We start from the raw sequence: 17,874 nt of genomic DNA, 5'->3' as shown, positions 1-17,874 counted from the left end.
CAATGTGACAGCGCTTAGATTATGTGTTGTTATGATAGCTTTTGATGACCTCATAAAAATATTCAAGAATATAAGAAGTTATCTTTTTGCTACCCTTTAAGTTTAAAAAATACTGTAAAAGCCTATCTAATAAGGAAATTAGACAAAATAAAATAGGCACATGACTTCATCACTTATAGCTGCTACCTTCCGGTCCTGACTCGGTTCGTGAATCCATCATTGCCTTTTTATAGTATAGCATGAATGGCTCCTTTTGTAAAATTCATGTTTTAGAGCTAAGGTTCATCTCTTGCCTGTGTATAAAGTTGTGCATAAGTCGTCTTTTGCACAACTTTTCTGTGGATATCCTCCTATTTCGCCTTGTCTTTCTTCTTTGCTTTTTTCTTCTGTCGCAGTTGTCTAAAGAAATTAGACATCATCTGGCTACATTCTTCTTTTAAAACCCCCTCAATAACTTCCACTTGATGATTAAAGCGTTCCTCTTGTAATAAATTCATTAAGCTGCCACTGCAACCCCCTTTAGGATCTCTGGTAGCAAAAATTACTTGTTCAAGTCTCGCTAACACAGATGCTCCAGCACACATTGGACAAGGTTCTAAAGTTACATACAATTTAGCCCCTTGAAGCCGCCATGCTTGTAGCCTTTCATTAGCTTGATTTATCGCTAATATTTCAGCGTGACCTGTAGCTTGGTGCTGACTTTCTCTAACATTAAAGCCTCTTCCAATTATTTCATCATTGTATACAACGACAGCTCCAATCGGCACCTCACCAATTGCTTCAGCTTTTTTTGCTTCCTTAATTGCTTCAAGCATCCATTTTTTATGCTGGACCTGTTGATTTGAATCCAACTCTTTAAATAATAAATTCTCCATTCACTGACTCCTATTTAAATAAAAGTATTTCAAATTAAAAAGCAACCTCCATCTATAGGTTGCTTTTGACTATATATCTGTAATTATTAAAACAGATTATGCATTTTTTCACCAGCATCATCAGCTAGTTCTTTAGCACGGTTAATAATCTGAATAAAACCTTCACTCATTTGAGACTGAGTGGCCTTAGTCTTATTAGCAATACCTACTAAAGTATTTACTTCTTCATCAGAAAGGTCATTTACGATATTCACTAAATGATCGGAGCCTTTTAATTGATGCTTAACATAAGCTTTGACTTTCTCACGGTTAATCATGCCTCTTACACGTTCATTAGCATCATCATCTAAATATGCATAAAGAATAACGCCTGTAACGGCTGCAACAATTGCTGTACCAGCGATGATATTGGTCAATCTGTTCTTTTTATTTAACATAATATATTCCACCTCTTTATTAATTTCTTTTTACTTCATATAAACCTTATCACTAAACGTACAAAATAGATAGTAAAATGCTTTCAGCTTTTGATAGACTATCAATTATTATAATCAAAAAATAGTAGCTGAATAAGCTAGGCTTACTCGGCTACTATTCTAGATAAGATCATCGATTTTTCCAGCTATTTTGATCGGTTGTTAATCCGAATGGATCCTGAGCGACCACCAATTGTTATTTTATCTCCTAAAGCAATATCTCCATTCAAGAGCATCTCACTTAATTCATCTTCAATTTGTTTTTGAATAGCTCGGCGGATTGGACGCGCTCCATATTCTGGATCAAATCCTGCTTCCGCTATAATATCGATTGCTGTATCAGTTATACGCGCATTAATTTCTAATTCATCTAATCGTTTAACAATCTCATTGGTTTGAAGTTTAACAATTTCTTTAATATGTTCTTTATCCAATGAGTGAAAGACAATCGTTTCGTCGATACGGTTTAAAAATTCTGGACGGAAAGCACGTTTTAACTCTTCTAAGATACGCTTTTCCATCGCTTTAAAGTCATCAGCAAAGCTAACCGCGCTGAAGCCAACTGACTTCTCGTCGCGAAGAGCAGTAGCACCGATATTAGATGTCATGATAATAATTGTATTTCTAAAGTCGACCCGACGACCCTTACCATCTGTTAAATGACCGTCATCAAAAACCTGTAATAAGATATTAAAGACATCTGGATGCGCCTTCTCAATTTCATCTAGTAGAATCACTGAATATGGTTTTTGGCGAACTTTTTCAGTTAATTGTCCAGACTCGTCATAACCGACATATCCTGGAGGAGAACCGACTAAACGAGAAACGGCGTGTTTTTCCATATACTCAGACATATCAACACGAATCATATTATCTTGTGAACCAAACATGGAGTTAGCTAAGGTTTTGGCTAATTCTGTTTTTCCAACACCAGTCGGTCCTAAGAATAAGAAGGAGCCAATTGGTCTTTGTGGACTCTTCAAGCCTGAACGAGCACGCCGAATAGCACGCGCTACTGAAGAAACGGCTGAATCTTGTCCTATTACGCGTTCATGCAACTCAGCTTCTAAATGAACTAAACGTTTAGCTTCCGCTACATCCATTTGATAGATTGGCACACCTGTTGCCAGTGCTGTTACTTCAGCTACATGTTCAGCGGTTACTTTTGGATAACTTAATTCTTTTTGTTCATTTTTTTTCTTGGCTTTTTTGTTAGCCTTCTCAATAACTTTTTCTAAATCTTGCTCTTCTTTTCGAATATCGGCAGCTAATTCAAAATTGCGGTCGAGAATGGCTTGTTCTTTACGATTCGCTAGGTTTTTTTGTTGCAATTCTAGCTCTGCTAAATTATCAGTTTGCTTGCCTTCTTCGATTCTTACTTTAGCCGATGCTTCATCGATTAAATCAACCGCCTTATCAGGCAACTTACGCTCATTCATATAGCGTGAGGACAATTTGACTGCCGCTTCAATCGCTTCGTCACTTATCTCCACATGATGATGCTGTTCATATTTAGACCTTAGTCCAGTTATAATTTGAATAGACTCAGCTTGAGAAGGCTCTTCAATCACAATTTTAGAAAAACGACGTTCTAAGGCAGAGTCTTTTTCAATATGCTTTTGATATTCATCGAAGGTTGTAGCTCCCACTGTTTGAATTTCTCCCCTTGCTAAAGCCGGTTTAAGAATGTTGGCAGCATCAATTGCTCCTTCGGCTCCTCCAGCTCCAATAAGTGTGTGGAGTTCATCTATAAAGAGAATTACTTTACCATCTTGAGATATTTCTTCGATTATCTTCTTCATTCGTTCTTCAAATTCGCCTCGATATTTAGTCCCAGCAACTAAAGCAGCTGTATCTAACATCATTAGACGTTTCTCAGCAATTTCACTTGGTACTTTCCCTGTCACCATTGCTTGAGCCAACCCTTCAGCAATCGCTGTTTTTCCAACGCCCGGTTCTCCTACAAGAACAGGGTTGTTTTTCGTTCTGCGAGAAATAATTTGAATCATACGACGAATTTCTTTTTCGCGACCGATAACCGGATCTAATTTACCTTCGCGTGCCAATTGTGTTAGATCTCTTGAAACTCCATCCAAAGTAGCAGTATTAGATTGAGTATTCGTGTTTTGTTGACGTCGCCCTCTTTTACTTTGACTATCTGAACGCTTCTGCTGATTAATTCCAATTTCCTCGAATATTCCTTTACGTAATTCTGCCAGATTAATTCCTATATTTTTCAATAATACCGTAGCGAGTATTTCTTCTTTCAGTAAGCCTAAAAGTAAATGCTCTGTCCCTACTTTTGGAGCGCCAAGACGTTTAGCATCACTAGAGGCATTCATTATTACTTTTTTGGCGCGTGGGGAATAAGGAATGACCACTTCACCACGTCTACCTGCTTTTAAGCTTTTTCCATGAATCATTTCTAATTCATCTACAAGCACAGCATATTCTGCCCCATAATCTCTTAAGACTTTACCGGCAATTCCATTTTCTTCACGAGCTAATCCTAACAAAATATGTTCCGTACCAACTGCTTGATGGTGGAAAACATAGGCATGCTCGGCTGCAAACATCATAGCCTGGCGTGCACTTTCTGTAAATAATTCTTCAAACATTTATTTCACCTCTATTTAATAATCCTCGACTGAGAGCTAACTAGTTAATTCATAGCGTAATTGATGGAGAAAAGTTTTTAACAACATGGCTCGAGCCACTTGATCTTGATTTGAAATCGCATGAAGGACAGATTTTTCAATCACTGATAAAATAAGTCTTCCTTCCCTTTGTGTGATTATTTCTCTTTCAATCAACGTTTCAATAATATTCACACCATTTCGATATGAAATTTGATTGCCAATTAATTCTAACATTGAAGCAACTTCATCTGCATCCGAGGTCAATTGAGTTTTTAAAATACGGATATAACCGCCGCCCCCTCGTTTACTTTCAACCAGATAACCATGCTCTTGAGTAAATCGTGTATTAATAACATAGTTGATCTGTGAAGGGACACAGTCAAATTGATCAGCAATATCGCTGCGCTTTATCTCTACATGTTCTGCGTTTTGCAAGAAGGATTTAAGATAAGCTTCAATTATATCGGACATATTTTTTCTGGACAAATTCAACCCTCCTTCAAGCTAATTTTGTTTAACATTGACTTTCTTTGACCATTATACACAATCTTTTTATTTTTGAAAAGCTATTTGTTTGGACTTGTCTCTTAATCACGATTAAGTAGTCATAGGTATAATTTCATTCAATGTTTGTGTTTTTAAGATTGAAATTTTGTTTTTTAGCAAGTATACTAAACTACAGAACTTAATAAACACAATATATTGGGCTTTATTTTATCTTTATATCCTATATATTGTGTTTCTTACTATGTTTGTTAGAATATTCAAAATGTATCGAAGATCTTAATAGAGAGGCTGAACTGATTATGGAAACGAATACTTTAATTCCAAAGACTGTCGAATGGAACCGTCAAGATCTTAATGAGGCTATCAAACATTTCCCTCAAGTAACTCCTGTTACATCGGAAATGAAAATCACTCACTCTGGTGTCTCACGAATGGTTATGTTAGACAGGTATTCTTTTAAAGACACCGCTAAGAAAACTCTAAAAGCTGGCGATTTAGTAGTCTTAACTGTAAAGCCTGATCCATCCTATCCTGCAAGAGGTATTGGTATTGTGCAAGAACTTGATTGGGAAAAAGGTCAAGCTCTTGTTTTATTAGAAGAAGAATACCGTGGTAATCTTGAAAACGAAAAAGAGCGCCTTAGTGGCTTAATCTTGCGAAGCATTGACAGTTTAGATAAGCCTTTAGAAATATATTATGAACAAATCGCCCACCGTAATGCAGTCGGTTTAGCTGAAATTGAAAGTACAAAAGAAAAACAAGAAAGCTCTTTTGAAGCTTTTTATAATCAGCTTTCTAATTTAAACTTTGTCCCGGCTGGTCGTGTCCTATATGGAGCAGGCTCACAAACGGATGTTACTTATTTTAATTGCTACGTTATGCCGTTTGTCCCTGATTCTCGCGAGGGAATCGCTGAACACCGCAAAGAAGTAATGGAAATCATGTCGCGCGGTGGCGGTGTAGGAACTAACGGCTCCACTCTAAGACCTCGAAATACTCTGGCAAGAGGAGTAAACGGTAAGTCCTCGGGTTCTGTTTCTTGGTTAAACGATATTGCTCAATTAACTCACCTTGTTGAGCAAGGTGGCTCGCGCCGGGGTGCACAAATGATTATGTTAGCAGATTGGCATCCAGATATTATTGAATTTATCATTTCTAAAATGCAAAACCCCCGCGTTCTACGTTATTTAATTGAACAAACAGAAGATGAATTAATTCAAAAGCTAGCACAGGAAAAACTTAAATTTGTTCCACTCACTCCTAATGACCAAGTAATGCATGAAACAATTGCTTCCTATCAAAATAAAGAGGATTTTGGTGGCTTTAATGTAGATATCATTGAGCATTCTAGAGCTGTTTTACGTGATAAGGGTGCTTATGAAGTCCACAATGAAGACTTTTTAACAGGAGCAAATATCTCAGTAACTATCACTTCGGAATTTATGGAAGCGGTAGAGCAAAACCTAGATTGGGACTTACGTTTCCCTGATGTCGAACATTATAATAAAGAAGAAATGCATGCTTATAATACTCAATGGCATCAAGTAGGAGATGTACGTGATTGGGAAGAGATGGGTTATGCAGTCAGAACATACCGAAGTATTCCCGCTCGTGAACTATGGAAATTGATTAATATTTGTGCCACCTATTCAGCAGAGCCTGGTATTTTCTTTATTGATAATGCTAATAAGGATACCAATGCTAAAGCCTATGGCCAAAAAGTCGTAGCCACTAACCCTTGTGGTGAGCAACCTTTAGCTCCATATTCTGTATGTAATTTAGCAGCTATAAACTTAGCAAATATGGCTAATAAAGATGAACACACGGTTAATTTTGAAAAATTGAAAGAAACGGTTCGTGTTGGTGTGCGTATGCAAGATAACGTTATCGATGCTACCCCTTATTTCTTAGCAGCCAATCGTCATCAAGCTTTAGGAGAGCGCCGAATCGGTTTAGGTGTTATGGGGCTAGCTGACTTATTGATCTATACTAATCAACGTTATGGTTCTGCTTCAGGTAATCAATTGATTGATAAAGTCTTCCAAACGATTGCGATCACTGCTTATGAAACTTCGATTGAATTAGCCAAAGAAAAGGGAAGTTTCCCATTCCTAATAGGTTCAACCGATGAAGAAACGAAACAATTGCGTCAAAACTTTATTTCAACAGGTTATATGCAGAAATTACCTAAGCACATTCATCAGGGTATTTTAGAACATGGCATTAGAAACTCTCACTTACTAACAGTCGCTCCTACTGGATCAACCGGTACGATGGTTGGAGTAGCTACGGGTCTTGAGCCTTATTTTGCCTTTAAATATTATCGCTCTGGACGTTTAGGTAAGTTTATTGAAGTAAACGCTGGAATTGTTCAAGAATATTTAGAGCGTCATCCAGAAGCAGATGCTGATCACTTACCAGAAACTTTTGTTTCAGCCATGGAATTAAAGCCAGAAGAACACGTCGATGTTCAAACAACTATCCAGCGATGGGTAGACTCATCCATCTCTAAAACAGTGAATGCCCCCAAAGGTTATACTGTTCAACAAGTCGAAGAAATATATGAACGTTTATACAGTGGGGGAGCTAAAGGCGGAACCGTTTATGTTGATGGTTCAAGAGATTCTCAAGTTCTTACTCTCAAAGCAGAGGAAAATGAAAAAGATCAAAATATTGCTCTTTTTGAGGTTGAAGATCAAGAAATACGTGTTGTCGATGAAGTTGAAGAATTGCGTCAGTTAGTTGATTTAGCTGAGAAAGATCATTATACCCAAAGCGGTCATACTGATGATGTGGTCTACGGTTCAGAAGTAGGAGATACTTGTCCAATTTGTCGTAAAGGAATCGTTGAAGATATTGGGGGTTGTAACACTTGTACAAATTGTAATGCTCAGTTACGATGTGGTCTCTAAGTATTTAAATTTGCTTGCACAAATGTAATCTCTAATTGATAAACCTTATCTTAATCTTGAGATAAGGTTTATCAATTTCTCTTTTAATCGACCCCCCAATCTTATTTTGTGAGTTTTTCACTTATCTATGTTATATTAAAGAAAAATTAAAAAGGAGCGGCTTATGAAAAATAAACTATTCAAATTTATAACGATTTCTATCGCAGTTACTGGTCTTCTCATAGGAAATCTTGCGCCGATATCAGCTCAAGAAATAGATCCCAATGTCGAACAAAAATTATCTATTATGTCGATTGGAGAACTAGCAACTCTAGACGCTATGCTTTATAATGATACCCCATCTTCAGATATGATCGGACAAATTTTTGAAGGACTTTACCGTGTTTCAACTGGTAGTGAAGTCGAATTGGGGCAAGCTGAAAATGTCGATATCTCTGAAGACGGTTTAACCTATACTTTCACCTTAAGAGATGGTTTAACTTGGTCTAATGGTGACCCTGTTACAGCTAACGATTATGTCTTTACTTATCAAAGATTAGTCGATCCGAATAACGCCAATACCTCTTCTTCTGTTGAAGTGTTTAAAAACGCTAGCAAAGTTCGTAATGGTGAAGCTGAACTTTCTGATTTAGGAGTGACTGCTCCTGATGAGAAAACTTTGGTAATTGAGTTAGAATATCCAGCTCCATATCTACCAAAATTACTCACAGGTTCTCGTTTTATGCCAGTTAACCAAAAGGTTGTTGAAGAAAAAGGTCAAGCTTATGGAACAAGCGCAGACAGTATTGCTATGAATGGTCCTTTCCTCATTGAAGGATGGGAAGGAACCAGTTTAGAATGGAAATTGATTAAAAACCCAAATTACTGGGATGCTGAAAAGGTCTTTTTAGAAGAAGTCCTAGTGTCTGTTGTTAAGGAAACAGGAACCGGAGCTGACTTATTTGACGCCGGCGAACTAGACTATACTATCTTGAATGATCAATTTGTAGGACAATACAATGGCGCTGATTTCTTCAACCAGATTCCTAAAGCAACTGTCGGACACCTACAGTTCAATGCCACCAAAGAACCAACCAATAATATTGCTTTGCGTAGGGCCATTATTCAAGCGATTGATAAAGACACTTATACCCAGTCAGTCATTCAAGATGGGTCAACTTCTTTAAACGGTTTCGTTCCTTCAGGATTTGATGTAAATGATGAAGGCGTGGATTACCGTGAAGAAGCGGGTGAAATGCTTACATTCGATATTGAGGCAGCTCAAAAAGATTGGGAAACAGCTCAAAAAGAATTAGGACAAGATAATATTGAGTTACAATTACTAATTTCTGACTCAGATTTAGCTAGTCGTACAGCTGAGTATATTCAAGCTCAATTAATGCAAAATCTTCCCGGATTAACGATTACAATTCGTTCTGTCCCTCTACAAAATCGTTTAGAATTACAAAGATCACTTGATTTCGATATCTTCTATGGAACTTGGGCTCCAGACTATCAAGATGCGATCAACTTTGTAGAACAAATGGAATCAGACGGAGGCATCAACTTTGGTCAATACTCCAATGAGAAAGTGGATCAATTAATTGATCAAGCCAGAAACGAGTTTGCCAATGACCCAGAAAAACGTCGACAAGCTCTTATTGAAGCAGAAAAGATTGCCGTCGCTGATGAAGCTTCTCAGTCTTCATTCTATCAAGCATCTACTACCTACTTATTGGATACTAGCGTAAAAGGCTTCGAAGTTTTACCATTTGGTCGAACAATCAATTTAAGAACTGCATATCGAACTGCAGAGTAAATCTATAATAAATGAAACTCTAAACTTTCTTTATTAAAATAATTAGGCTACCTAGCAGTGGAAGATCCACTACCAGGTAGCCTAATTTTCGGTATTTATCATCCTTTCAATAGATACCAACCTGCTCAACTTCCGTTAGGAATCTCTTTTTTAAGAATAGCTAATATTATCTAACATACCATGTGATTGAATCACAAGCATCTCTCTTGGCTCAAGTTTTACCACAAATAATGCCTGCTTCCCTTCAATTTCAGCTTTAGGATATTCTCCTTCTTGCTAAAGTATTACGTTCAAAGTCGTCAAAGGTCACTAACTTATCCGATTGTTTAATAGCTTCTACTCAACGAATTCTAGCTATCGGATATCTGTTCTATCTAAATCTTTGAGACAAATCGCTTTCTTAATATCACCCATGTGTCACTCCCTTAAAATTAATCATTCTTTAATTATTTATGGTTCGAATAACAAATTTATTTAGTTTAAAAGCTTTAATTATTATTGGACTTTATCCATTTATCAAGTATTATACAAGCTAGATCATTAAACAGCCATGTAGTATTATTAGCTAGAACTATTAATAGTCTGCCAATATTCTACTAAAGCTTTAAAATTTAATGGCTTTCCATTATAAATTTTTGACTCTATCAGCTCATGAAGTGGATAATTCTTACTTAATTGTATTAAAATAAAAGATAATATAAGCAATAATGGCATGATTGACACAAAAGGGTTTATACTGTTTAACTTTAAAATACGAAAGGTGGATAACCATGAATTCCTACACAAAATTTATAATCCGGCGTGTTTTTTATATGTTAATTACGCTTTGGATTATTATTTCCGTTACCTTTTTCCTCTTACAGTTCTTACCTGGTTCCCCTTTTGCCAATCAAGATCTTTTAACCGAGACCCAACTTCAACTTTTAAATGAAAAATATGGTCTCAACCAACCTTTACTTGTTCGCTATTTTTCCTACTTAGCAAATATATTAAAAGGGGATTTAGGGGTGTCCTTTCAATATAATAACTTACCTGTTACTAAAATTATTTTAGATCGAGCCGGCCCCTCTATGATTTTAGGAGCTCAAGCCATGGGTTTTGGTGTGGTAATTGGAACTATCTTAGGAATGATTGCAGCTGTTAAACAAAACACTTGGATCGATACCTTCACCTCCGTTTTTGCTATTGGCGGAAGATCTGTTCCCAACTTTGTTTATGCTGTGGTCCTTCAATTTCTGTTTGCTGTTTGGCTAGATTGGCTACCAATTGCTTTCTGGCGTGACGGCTATGCCTCAACTATTCTTCCAAGTCTTGCTTTAGCCATTTCACCTATGGCAGAGTCTGCGCGTTTCGTTCGAACTGAGATGATTGAAGTGCTTCACTCTGACTATATTGAATTAGCAACCGCTAAAGGCTTTTCAAAATTTTATATAGTTACTAAGCATGCGCTGCGTAATGCGATTATACCTCTATTAACAATAGTAGGACCCATGACAGCAGCTGCCATGACCGGCTCACTGGTAATTGAACAAATTTTTTCAATTCCTGGAATTGGTGAGCAGTTTACCAAGTCAATTTTAGTGAATGACTACCCAACCATTATGGGAATTACAATTATGTATTCTGTCTTATTAGTTGTTATTATTTTAATCGTCGATATTCTATACGGCTTTATAGATCCTAGAATGCGACAAGTTGAAGGAGGTGGCTAGATGCCAATCGAAAATTCTTTAAATACGGCGAATAATGCTTCAACAAAACACACAGCGGATATAGATCCAAAGCTCTTTCAACCAAAAATTTCTATCCAAAGTGAAGACAACGAAAAAATTGAAGCCCCTTCACTGAACTTTCTACAAGATTCATGGCGGAGATTAAAAAAGAATAAAGGTGCTATGATTTCACTCTTTTTCGTTATTTTAATTCTACTTCTTGCTATTTTAGCCCCATGGATTGCACCCGCTTCACCGTTCCAACAAAATCCAGCTCAAGCAAACCTCCCTCCTAAAATACCAGGTTTAGAAGATTTTTCATGGTTTAGTGGTAAAAGTGTCAACCGAGGTGGTGCTTTGACTGATGCCTATCAAAATGCCAATGTGGCTGAGGGAACCTACTACTATCTTGGAACAGATGGTTTAGGTCGTGACCTCCTCTCACGTATTTTATATGGAACTCGAATTTCACTTTTAGTCGCATTTATTGCTGTTCTAATCAATGTCATTATCGGTGTAACCTATGGCATGATATCTGGTTGGCTAGGCGGTAAGGTAGATACACTGATGCAAAGAATACTGGAAATTATTTCAGGTGTTCCCAATTTAGTAATCGTTGTTCTGATGCTTTTAGTATTGCAGCCCGGTTTACTATCTATTATTATTACGATTGCCCTCACCTCTTGGATATCAATGTCCCGGGTGGTAAGAGCGCAAACACTTCGTTTAAAACAACAAGAATATGTCTTAGCTGCTAAGGTATTAGGCCAATCGACTGGCAAGATTCTATTAAAACATATCCTTCCCAATATGTTAGGAATTATTATTGTCCAAATGATGTTTGCTATACCATCTGCCATCTTCTTTGAAGCTTTTTTAAGTTTCATCGGGATTGGAATCCCTGCACCCAACGCTTCCTTAGGAACTTTATTGAGTGAAGGTTACAAGACTTTTCGCTTTTTACCCCATTTAATGTGGTATCCAGCAGCTGTTATCTCATTAATCATGTTGTCCTTTAACTTATTAGCAGATGGACTGCGTGATGCTTTTGATCCCAAAATGAAAGAGTAGGTGACTTCATGAATAAGGCTATCATTCAAATAAAAGACTTAAATATTTCCTTCAAAACCTTTGCTGGCCAATTAAAAGCTATTCGTGGAATCAACTTATCCTTGTATGCCGGTGAAACATTAGCAATTGTTGGCGAATCAGGCTCAGGTAAATCAGTAACCACACGTGCATTGATGGGGCTTCTAGCTAAAAATGCGACCATTGAAGCAGGCGAAGTGATATTTGAAAAACGAGACCTTTTAAAATTATCTAAAAAAGAAATGGAAGCTATACGTGGTAGCAAAATTGCCATGATTTTTCAAGATCCAATGACCGCCCTCAATCCTACCCTAACCATCGGAAGACAAATTACTGAAGTTTTAATTCGTAAACGCGGTTTTAATCACTCACAAGCGCGTAAAGAAGCCATTAACCTTTTGGATTTATGTGGAATTGTTCAATCAGAGAAAAGAATTAATCAGTATCCACATCAATTTTCAGGTGGTCAAAGACAGAGGATTGTGATAGCGATTGCTTTAGCGGGAGATCCTGAAGTGCTTATTGCCGATGAGCCCACAACTGCTTTAGATGTAACCATTCAAGCACAAATCATTGAATTACTTAAAAAAATTCAACAAGAAAAGAATATGACCATTATCTTTATCACTCATGATTTGGGTGTGGTTGCCAATGTAGCAGACCGAATTGCCGTTATGTATGCGGGTAAAATCGTTGAAATAGGGACAGTGGATGATATTTACTACCATCCTCAACATCCCTATACCTGGGGACTTTTGACAGCTATGCCAACCATTTCCAAACAAGATCAATTATATGCTATCCCCGGTAGCCCACCTGACCTTTTAAATCCTCCTAAAGGAGATGCTTTCGCCTATCGGTCAGAATATGCTTTGGCTATCGATTTTGAGGAGGAACCGCCCATGTTTGAAGTCAATCCTGGACATTATGCAGCCACTTGGTTACTCCACCCAATGGCTCCAAAAATGACCCCGCCAACTGCTATCTTAGAAAGATATCAACGTTGTCGAGAAAAGCAGTCACAGACCGATAAGAGTGGAATGGAGGAGCATTATGAATAAGCATGCACCTATTCTACAAGTTAAGCACTTGAAACAATACTACCACCAAGGAACTGATAAGGAAGTCAAAGCGGTAGACGATGTTTCCTTTGAAATCTTTCCTGGAGAAACTTTTGGGTTAGTTGGAGAATCAGGTTCTGGTAAATCAACGATTGGCAAAGCAATTGTTAACCTCTATCAACCGACCAGTGGTGAAATTATCTTTCAAGACAAAGCTTTATCGAGTAGCTACAACAAAAAGGAACGTTTGAAATTCCATAAAGAAATTCAGATGATTTTCCAAGACCCTTATGCTTCTTTAAATCCTCGTATGAAGGTTCGTGATATTATTGCTGAAGGCATTGATATTCATGGACTCGCACAATCAAAAGAGGAAAGAGACGAAAAAGTCAATCGACTCTTAGAAGATGTAGGGCTCAATATTGATCACGCTGGTCGCTATCCTCATGAATTTTCTGGCGGTCAACGTCAACGTATTGGGATAGCACGAGCTTTAGCAGTTGAACCAAAATTCATTGTCGCCGATGAACCGATATCAGCTTTAGATGTTTCCATTCAAGCTCAAGTGGTCAATTTATTACAAGAACTAAAAGAATCAAGAGGACTAACCTATCTCTTTATTGCCCATGATTTATCCATGGTTAAATATGTCAGTGATCGCATTGCCATTATGAACCGTGGTCGGATTTTAGAGTTAGCCGAAGCTGAGGAATTGTATACAAACCCTTTACATGCCTATACCCAGTCCTTACTCTCAGCAATTCCTTTACCAGATCCTGATTACGAACGTCAACGTCAACGTATTCATTATCAGGTTGATCCAGAAAAGTTGGCTGAAGAGATCCTTAAAGAAGTCAAACCTAATCACTGGCTTGCTCAATAAACTAAACAAAAATCACCATTGAATAAGTTTATTCAATGGTGATTTTACTTTTAACTCTTTAATAGTTGACAAACAGCTTGGCTACTGCTGTTAAATTTTCCTCTGTATGAGTTAGTAGGTCTTGCAAGGAGCTTGGCCCAGGCGTAATACTCAAAATCGCATCAAAGCCTAACTGATATAAGATTTCAATATCATTTCTGACAGAACCACATAATGCGATCACTTTCGACCGGAAAGCTACTTGTTTAGCTAATTGCATGACTCCAAAAGGGGGTTACCGTATTGCGTTTGAAAGTCAATCTGACCCTCTCCTGTAAAACAAATATCGACATCTTGTAAAGCTGTCTTCAAATTGACTGTTTCTATAACAATATCGATGCCTCTTTTATGTTTTGCAGAAGTAAATGCTAATAATCCTGCCCCTAACCCACCAGCAGCCCCAGAACCAGCAATATGAGCCACTTCACGATTCAAGTCACGATAAATAAGGCGTGAGAAATGTTCAAGATTCGCATCAAGCTTTTCAATCATTTCTGGACTTGCCCCTTTTTGCGGACCGACTACAGCCGAAGCTCCTTGCGGACCACACAGCGGATTATTGGCATCACAGGCAACCTTGAAGATAGCATGCTCTAGACCAGGATGAATAGTCTGACAATCAATCCTATCCAAATGCGATAAGCCTTGGTTGCCGAAAGGAATCTCTTGGCCTTCTATGTCTAATAAACGATAGCCTAAGGCTTGAGCCATACCGGCTCCCCCGTCATTCGTAGCAGACCCTCCAATCCCTAAAATAAATGAGCGAACTCCTCGATCTAGACATGCCTTAATGACTTGACCTGTTCCATAGGTTGATGTTAATAAAGGATTACGATCTTCTTTTTCAATAAGATGAATGCCTGATGCACTGGCCATTTCAATTACGGCTGTTTTGCCATCTCCTAAAATACCATACCGGGCTTGAATTTTTTCTCCTAAAGGTCCCCGCACTTCGACTGTATAATAAACTCCCTGACTCGCATCAATCAAGGCTTCAGTGGTACCTTCACCTCCATCTGCCATCGGAAGCTGAAGAATTTCTGCTTGAGGAAAGACTTGTTGCACACCTTTTTTTATAGTCTGGCAAGCATGTTTTGCCGAAACCGCTTCTTTAAAAGAATCACAGGCCTTCACAATTTTCATTAATTTTACTAACCTCCTAAAACGCCATAGATACTGGTTGAAACAATAGTTAAAACGAAACCTACTAATGATTCATATGGAATTAGTTTTAGACATTCTTTAAAATCGGCTGATACGGATCCTCCTGTCGCGTGGAAGAATGAACCATGAGGTAAATGGTCTAATACTGTCGCCCCTGCGTGTAACATAGCAGCTCCACTGATAGGAGAAACACCTGACGAGAGAATAGTTGGTGAAAAAACAGCTGAGCCAACTGCCGATCCTGAAGTAGTCGAAGCGGTCGCCGCACTCATAAAAATTCCTGCTAAAGGTGCTAAAAGATAGGCAGGTAAACCTAAAGAGTCTAGACTATTAGTAAGGACATCTCCTAAAGTAGAATTGGTAATCACTCCTGCGATTAAACCTGTTCCTAAAAGGATAATAGCCACATTAATCATCTTACTTAAACCATATTGAGTATATTCTTGTAAGTGCTTAACATGTCCCACCATTATCAAGCCAAAAAGACCTCCCAGAGGAAGAGCCAACATAGGATCAATCATTATATTAAACAAGGGGCGTAAAGATAGTAAAACAATCGCTAAAATAGGTCCTGACAAGGCTTTCCATAAATAAGGTAAATTTTCTGCTGTTTGATCGTCTCTTGAAGTTCCTGTTTGTTCAATTTGACTGCCTTTATTAATTAATCGTTTGGCTAGCCAAGCTGTAAACATCACCCCAATCAAGGCTGGAATAAGACCAGCTAACATGACTTGAGTTAAGGAAACACCAAAACCATCGGAAACAGCAATAGAGTTAGGATTTGGTGAAATAATATTACCTGATTTGCCGCCACCAATCATAGCCATCAAAAGTGCAGTCCGTGAATAACCCAATTCTTTACCAATCTCTAAAGCGATAGGCGCAACTGTTATGACAGATATATCAATAAAAACCCCCACAAAAGTTAAAATCATAGTAGCAAGTGCGATCGCTAATAAAGCTTTTTCGCTTCCCAAACCCTTAATAATAGCATGGGCAATGGCAGCTGCCGAACCTGTCTTAATTAAAACACCTGCAAGGATTCCAGCTGCTAGTATCCTTAAGATAGAGGTAATCATGCCTTGCGCACCATTTGTCATGAGACTGATGGTTTCACTTAGATTCGCTCCTCCTAATAATCCTCCGAATAAAGCGCCGATAAATAAAGCATAAAAAACTGGAAACTTTTTAAAGATTAATAAGATAGCCAATAATAGACCTAACAAAGCGCCGATAGCCGTTACTGTTACTACTTCCATTTCCCCACTCCTAATTGATTATTGAATGGCTTCATTATATTGTTTCTTAATATCTTTGCCAATCTTATTAGCCAATCAGTGACTATATAAAAAGACAGCTTCAAAAGAGAAGCTATCTTTTTCTAATGATTTAATAAATGGATTTAAAAAGTTGATAAAGTTCTACATTGGCTGTGTCTTTAAAATGATGAACCGCTAAATTGTCAGGTCCTTCCATGGTAATCAAAACTCTTGGGATTCCTTGATCTTCAACAAATAAATAAAAATGTCGTTCCGCTCTAGGATTATCTTGATCACGAATATCAGTCATTGCCATTAAGACATTGATTTCATCATTAATAAGCTGTTCAGCTTGATAATGAGCCTTTCGTTCCTGACCATCTAAGTGAATTACCATTGACTTTAAAGGAAGGTCCCCACCTAAGAAGTCTATAGGCGTCTCTGGAGTGACAAACTCATATTTTTGACCCATTTTTGCTTGCCAGTCTCTGACCGCTGTCATCAATGCTTGTTTTTGCTTTGATGACCCATTTAATGATTGCTCTTTTGCTTCAGTCGATAATGACTGGACTTGATAATTGGGGTAATAATTATTAATCACTCGACCATATACTTGTGACCAATCGTAAGCTACTAAAGGATGTAGCTCAGGACTAGCCAAGTGACCCTCTGTGATTTTACCAGAAGGAATATGGAAATAATAAGGAGTCGTTCCCCCAATATCTTGTACAAATGCTCCGTTGGTGATGGTATACATTTCATATTGTTCACTCGGATACTCTAACTCTTCAGGAATAGTAAACATCTCGTCACCAAAACCAAAACTATAGGCTTCTGGTGCATAGCTAGAAGCTAGACTGATGCGAATTAATTGGTCGAGATGTTGATCATCAAGTGCTAAATATTTCACAATGTTTTTTGCAAAATCAGTCCCCTCTAATAGAAAATAGCCCGGTAGGTTCTGATTGATACCGGCTTGATAAGATTCCATAATCGCACTGACTATGAAAAGACGTAATTGATTCAAAGCTTTTTGATCTGCTGAACTTAATTCAGCTAACAACATCTTTTCTAGACCAAAAGAATGTGAAAATATTTCTCTTAAATTGCCAATATGATTCGCGTCTTCTTCAACACTTTGATATTCAATAAGATTCTCATAATAATCATTGTAAAGCTTTGGAATGATCCAATGATAGGAGGTATCAAAATTAGCCGGCCCCATTTGCTGTAAACTAGCAATAGTATATTGGGGAGCATCTAATGAATAGGATTGTACCGTTTCTTGCCACAGTTCCATTGCTTGTCGAACTTCTTGAATATCTACTGCTTCTTCGGCAAAGACTAAATTCTCACCTTGAGCAAAGTAACTTTGATGAGGAGAATGAACCATCCCCATACCACTGAAGCCAGTCACCATCATCAGGCCAAGTCGTAAAATTTTCTTCATTGCTAACACC

14 protein-coding genes and 1 other RNA gene are annotated in these 17,874 nt (G+C 37.8%); 6 read left to right on the top strand and 9 right to left on the bottom strand.

Annotated elements, in window-relative coordinates:
• Positions 1-142: 142 nt before the first annotated feature.
• The 5 genes from ffs to ACQV2Q_RS03815 all read right to left on the bottom strand — a co-directional run bounded on the left by ffs (position 143) and on the right by ACQV2Q_RS03815 (position 4,476).
• Positions 143-233: signal recognition particle sRNA small type (gene ffs / locus ACQV2Q_RS03835), an RNA gene on the bottom strand.
• A gap of 117 nt (positions 234-350) precedes the next feature.
• Positions 351-875, bottom strand: a complete 525-nt coding sequence (gene tadA / locus ACQV2Q_RS03830; protein ID WP_428873098.1) for a tRNA adenosine(34) deaminase TadA — start codon at positions 873-875, stop codon at positions 351-353.
• 86 nt (positions 876-961) lie between these two features.
• The gene (locus tag ACQV2Q_RS03825) at positions 962-1,312 is read right to left on the bottom strand and encodes a hypothetical protein (RefSeq protein ID WP_258437020.1); all 351 of its coding nucleotides are present in this window, start codon (positions 1,310-1,312) and stop codon (positions 962-964) included.
• Positions 1,313-1,497: 185 nt separating this feature from the next.
• A complete protein-coding gene (locus ACQV2Q_RS03820; RefSeq protein WP_428873097.1) occupies positions 1,498-3,969 on the bottom strand; it encodes an ATP-dependent Clp protease ATP-binding subunit in 2,472 nt (823 codons plus the stop codon).
• Positions 3,970-4,005: 36 nt separating this feature from the next.
• A complete protein-coding gene (locus ACQV2Q_RS03815; protein WP_428873096.1) occupies positions 4,006-4,476 on the bottom strand; it encodes a CtsR family transcriptional regulator in 471 nt (156 codons plus the stop codon).
• Positions 4,477-4,796: 320 nt separating this feature from the next.
• Here ACQV2Q_RS03815 and ACQV2Q_RS03810 point away from each other — a divergent pair, with 320 nt between their 5' ends.
• The 6 genes from ACQV2Q_RS03810 to ACQV2Q_RS03785 all read left to right on the top strand — a co-directional run bounded on the left by ACQV2Q_RS03810 (position 4,797) and on the right by ACQV2Q_RS03785 (position 13,952).
• Positions 4,797-7,409, top strand: a complete 2,613-nt coding sequence (locus ACQV2Q_RS03810) for a vitamin B12-dependent ribonucleotide reductase (RefSeq protein WP_428873095.1) — start codon at positions 4,797-4,799, stop codon at positions 7,407-7,409.
• A 163-nt stretch (positions 7,410-7,572) separates the two neighbouring features.
• Positions 7,573-9,207: a peptide ABC transporter substrate-binding protein gene (locus ACQV2Q_RS03805; RefSeq protein ID WP_428873094.1), complete on the top strand. Its 1,635-nt coding sequence runs from the start codon at positions 7,573-7,575 to the stop codon at positions 9,205-9,207.
• Between the two features lie 770 nt (positions 9,208-9,977).
• A complete protein-coding gene (locus ACQV2Q_RS03800) occupies positions 9,978-10,919 on the top strand; it encodes an ABC transporter permease (RefSeq protein ID WP_428873093.1) in 942 nt (313 codons plus the stop codon).
• Positions 10,920-11,990: an oligopeptide ABC transporter permease gene (gene opp3C / locus ACQV2Q_RS03795; protein WP_428873092.1), complete on the top strand. Its 1,071-nt coding sequence runs from the start codon at positions 10,920-10,922 to the stop codon at positions 11,988-11,990. It abuts the gene before it with no gap.
• Between the two features lie 8 nt (positions 11,991-11,998).
• Complete coding sequence (locus tag ACQV2Q_RS03790; protein WP_428873091.1) at positions 11,999-13,069, top strand: ABC transporter ATP-binding protein; 1,071 nt, start codon at positions 11,999-12,001, stop codon at positions 13,067-13,069.
• Positions 13,059-13,952, top strand: a complete 894-nt coding sequence (locus tag ACQV2Q_RS03785) for an ABC transporter ATP-binding protein (RefSeq protein WP_428873162.1) — start codon at positions 13,059-13,061, stop codon at positions 13,950-13,952. The genes ACQV2Q_RS03790 and ACQV2Q_RS03785 overlap by 11 nt, the downstream gene beginning before the upstream one ends.
• A gap of 58 nt (positions 13,953-14,010) precedes the next feature.
• On the opposite strand, the gene ACQV2Q_RS03780 is transcribed toward ACQV2Q_RS03785, so the two are convergent.
• From ACQV2Q_RS03780 to ACQV2Q_RS03765, 4 genes are all read right to left on the bottom strand, one after another.
• Positions 14,011-14,211 (bottom strand): glycerate kinase, encoded by a 201-nt coding sequence (locus ACQV2Q_RS03780; protein WP_428873090.1) that lies wholly within the window; start codon positions 14,209-14,211, stop codon positions 14,011-14,013.
• Positions 14,202-15,134 (bottom strand): glycerate kinase, encoded by a 933-nt coding sequence (locus tag ACQV2Q_RS03775; RefSeq protein ID WP_428873089.1) that lies wholly within the window; start codon positions 15,132-15,134, stop codon positions 14,202-14,204. The genes ACQV2Q_RS03780 and ACQV2Q_RS03775 overlap by 10 nt, the downstream gene beginning before the upstream one ends.
• A gap of 8 nt (positions 15,135-15,142) precedes the next feature.
• Entirely contained in the window at positions 15,143-16,414 is a 1,272-nt protein-coding gene (locus ACQV2Q_RS03770; RefSeq protein ID WP_428873088.1) for a GntP family permease, read from the bottom strand.
• A gap of 130 nt (positions 16,415-16,544) precedes the next feature.
• A complete protein-coding gene (locus tag ACQV2Q_RS03765; RefSeq protein ID WP_428873087.1) occupies positions 16,545-17,864 on the bottom strand; it encodes a DUF4767 domain-containing protein in 1,320 nt (439 codons plus the stop codon).
• Positions 17,865-17,874 lie beyond the last annotated feature (10 nt).

The sequence above is a fragment of the Facklamia sp. P12950 genome (assembly GCF_050409465.1).
Lineage (GTDB): Bacteria > Bacillota > Bacilli > Lactobacillales > Aerococcaceae > Facklamia.
Note: the sequence above shows the minus strand (reverse complement) of the source record. Positions and strands in the feature narration are given on the sequence as shown.

Coding starts and splice junctions, on each gene's coding strand:
- ACQV2Q_RS03765 (WP_428873087.1), bottom strand. CDS start 17,864: ATGAAGAAAATTTTACGACTTGGCCTGATGATGGTGACTGGCTTCAGT.
- ACQV2Q_RS03810 (WP_428873095.1), top strand. CDS start 4,797: ATGGAAACGAATACTTTAATTCCAAAGACTGTCGAATGGAACCGTCAA.
- ACQV2Q_RS03790 (WP_428873091.1), top strand. CDS start 11,999: ATGAATAAGGCTATCATTCAAATAAAAGACTTAAATATTTCCTTCAAA.
- tadA (WP_428873098.1), bottom strand. CDS start 875: ATGGAGAATTTATTATTTAAAGAGTTGGATTCAAATCAACAGGTCCAG.
- opp3C (WP_428873092.1), top strand. CDS start 10,920: ATGCCAATCGAAAATTCTTTAAATACGGCGAATAATGCTTCAACAAAA.
- ACQV2Q_RS03800 (WP_428873093.1), top strand. CDS start 9,978: ATGAATTCCTACACAAAATTTATAATCCGGCGTGTTTTTTATATGTTA.
- ACQV2Q_RS03775 (WP_428873089.1), bottom strand. CDS start 15,134: ATGAAAATTGTGAAGGCCTGTGATTCTTTTAAAGAAGCGGTTTCGGCA.
- ACQV2Q_RS03825 (WP_258437020.1), bottom strand. CDS start 1,312: ATGTTAAATAAAAAGAACAGATTGACCAATATCATCGCTGGTACAGCA.
- ACQV2Q_RS03770 (WP_428873088.1), bottom strand. CDS start 16,414: ATGGAAGTAGTAACAGTAACGGCTATCGGCGCTTTGTTAGGTCTATTA.
- ACQV2Q_RS03780 (WP_428873090.1), bottom strand. CDS start 14,211: ATGCAATTAGCTAAACAAGTAGCTTTCCGGTCGAAAGTGATCGCATTA.
- ACQV2Q_RS03805 (WP_428873094.1), top strand. CDS start 7,573: ATGAAAAATAAACTATTCAAATTTATAACGATTTCTATCGCAGTTACT.
- ACQV2Q_RS03820 (WP_428873097.1), bottom strand. CDS start 3,969: ATGTTTGAAGAATTATTTACAGAAAGTGCACGCCAGGCTATGATGTTT.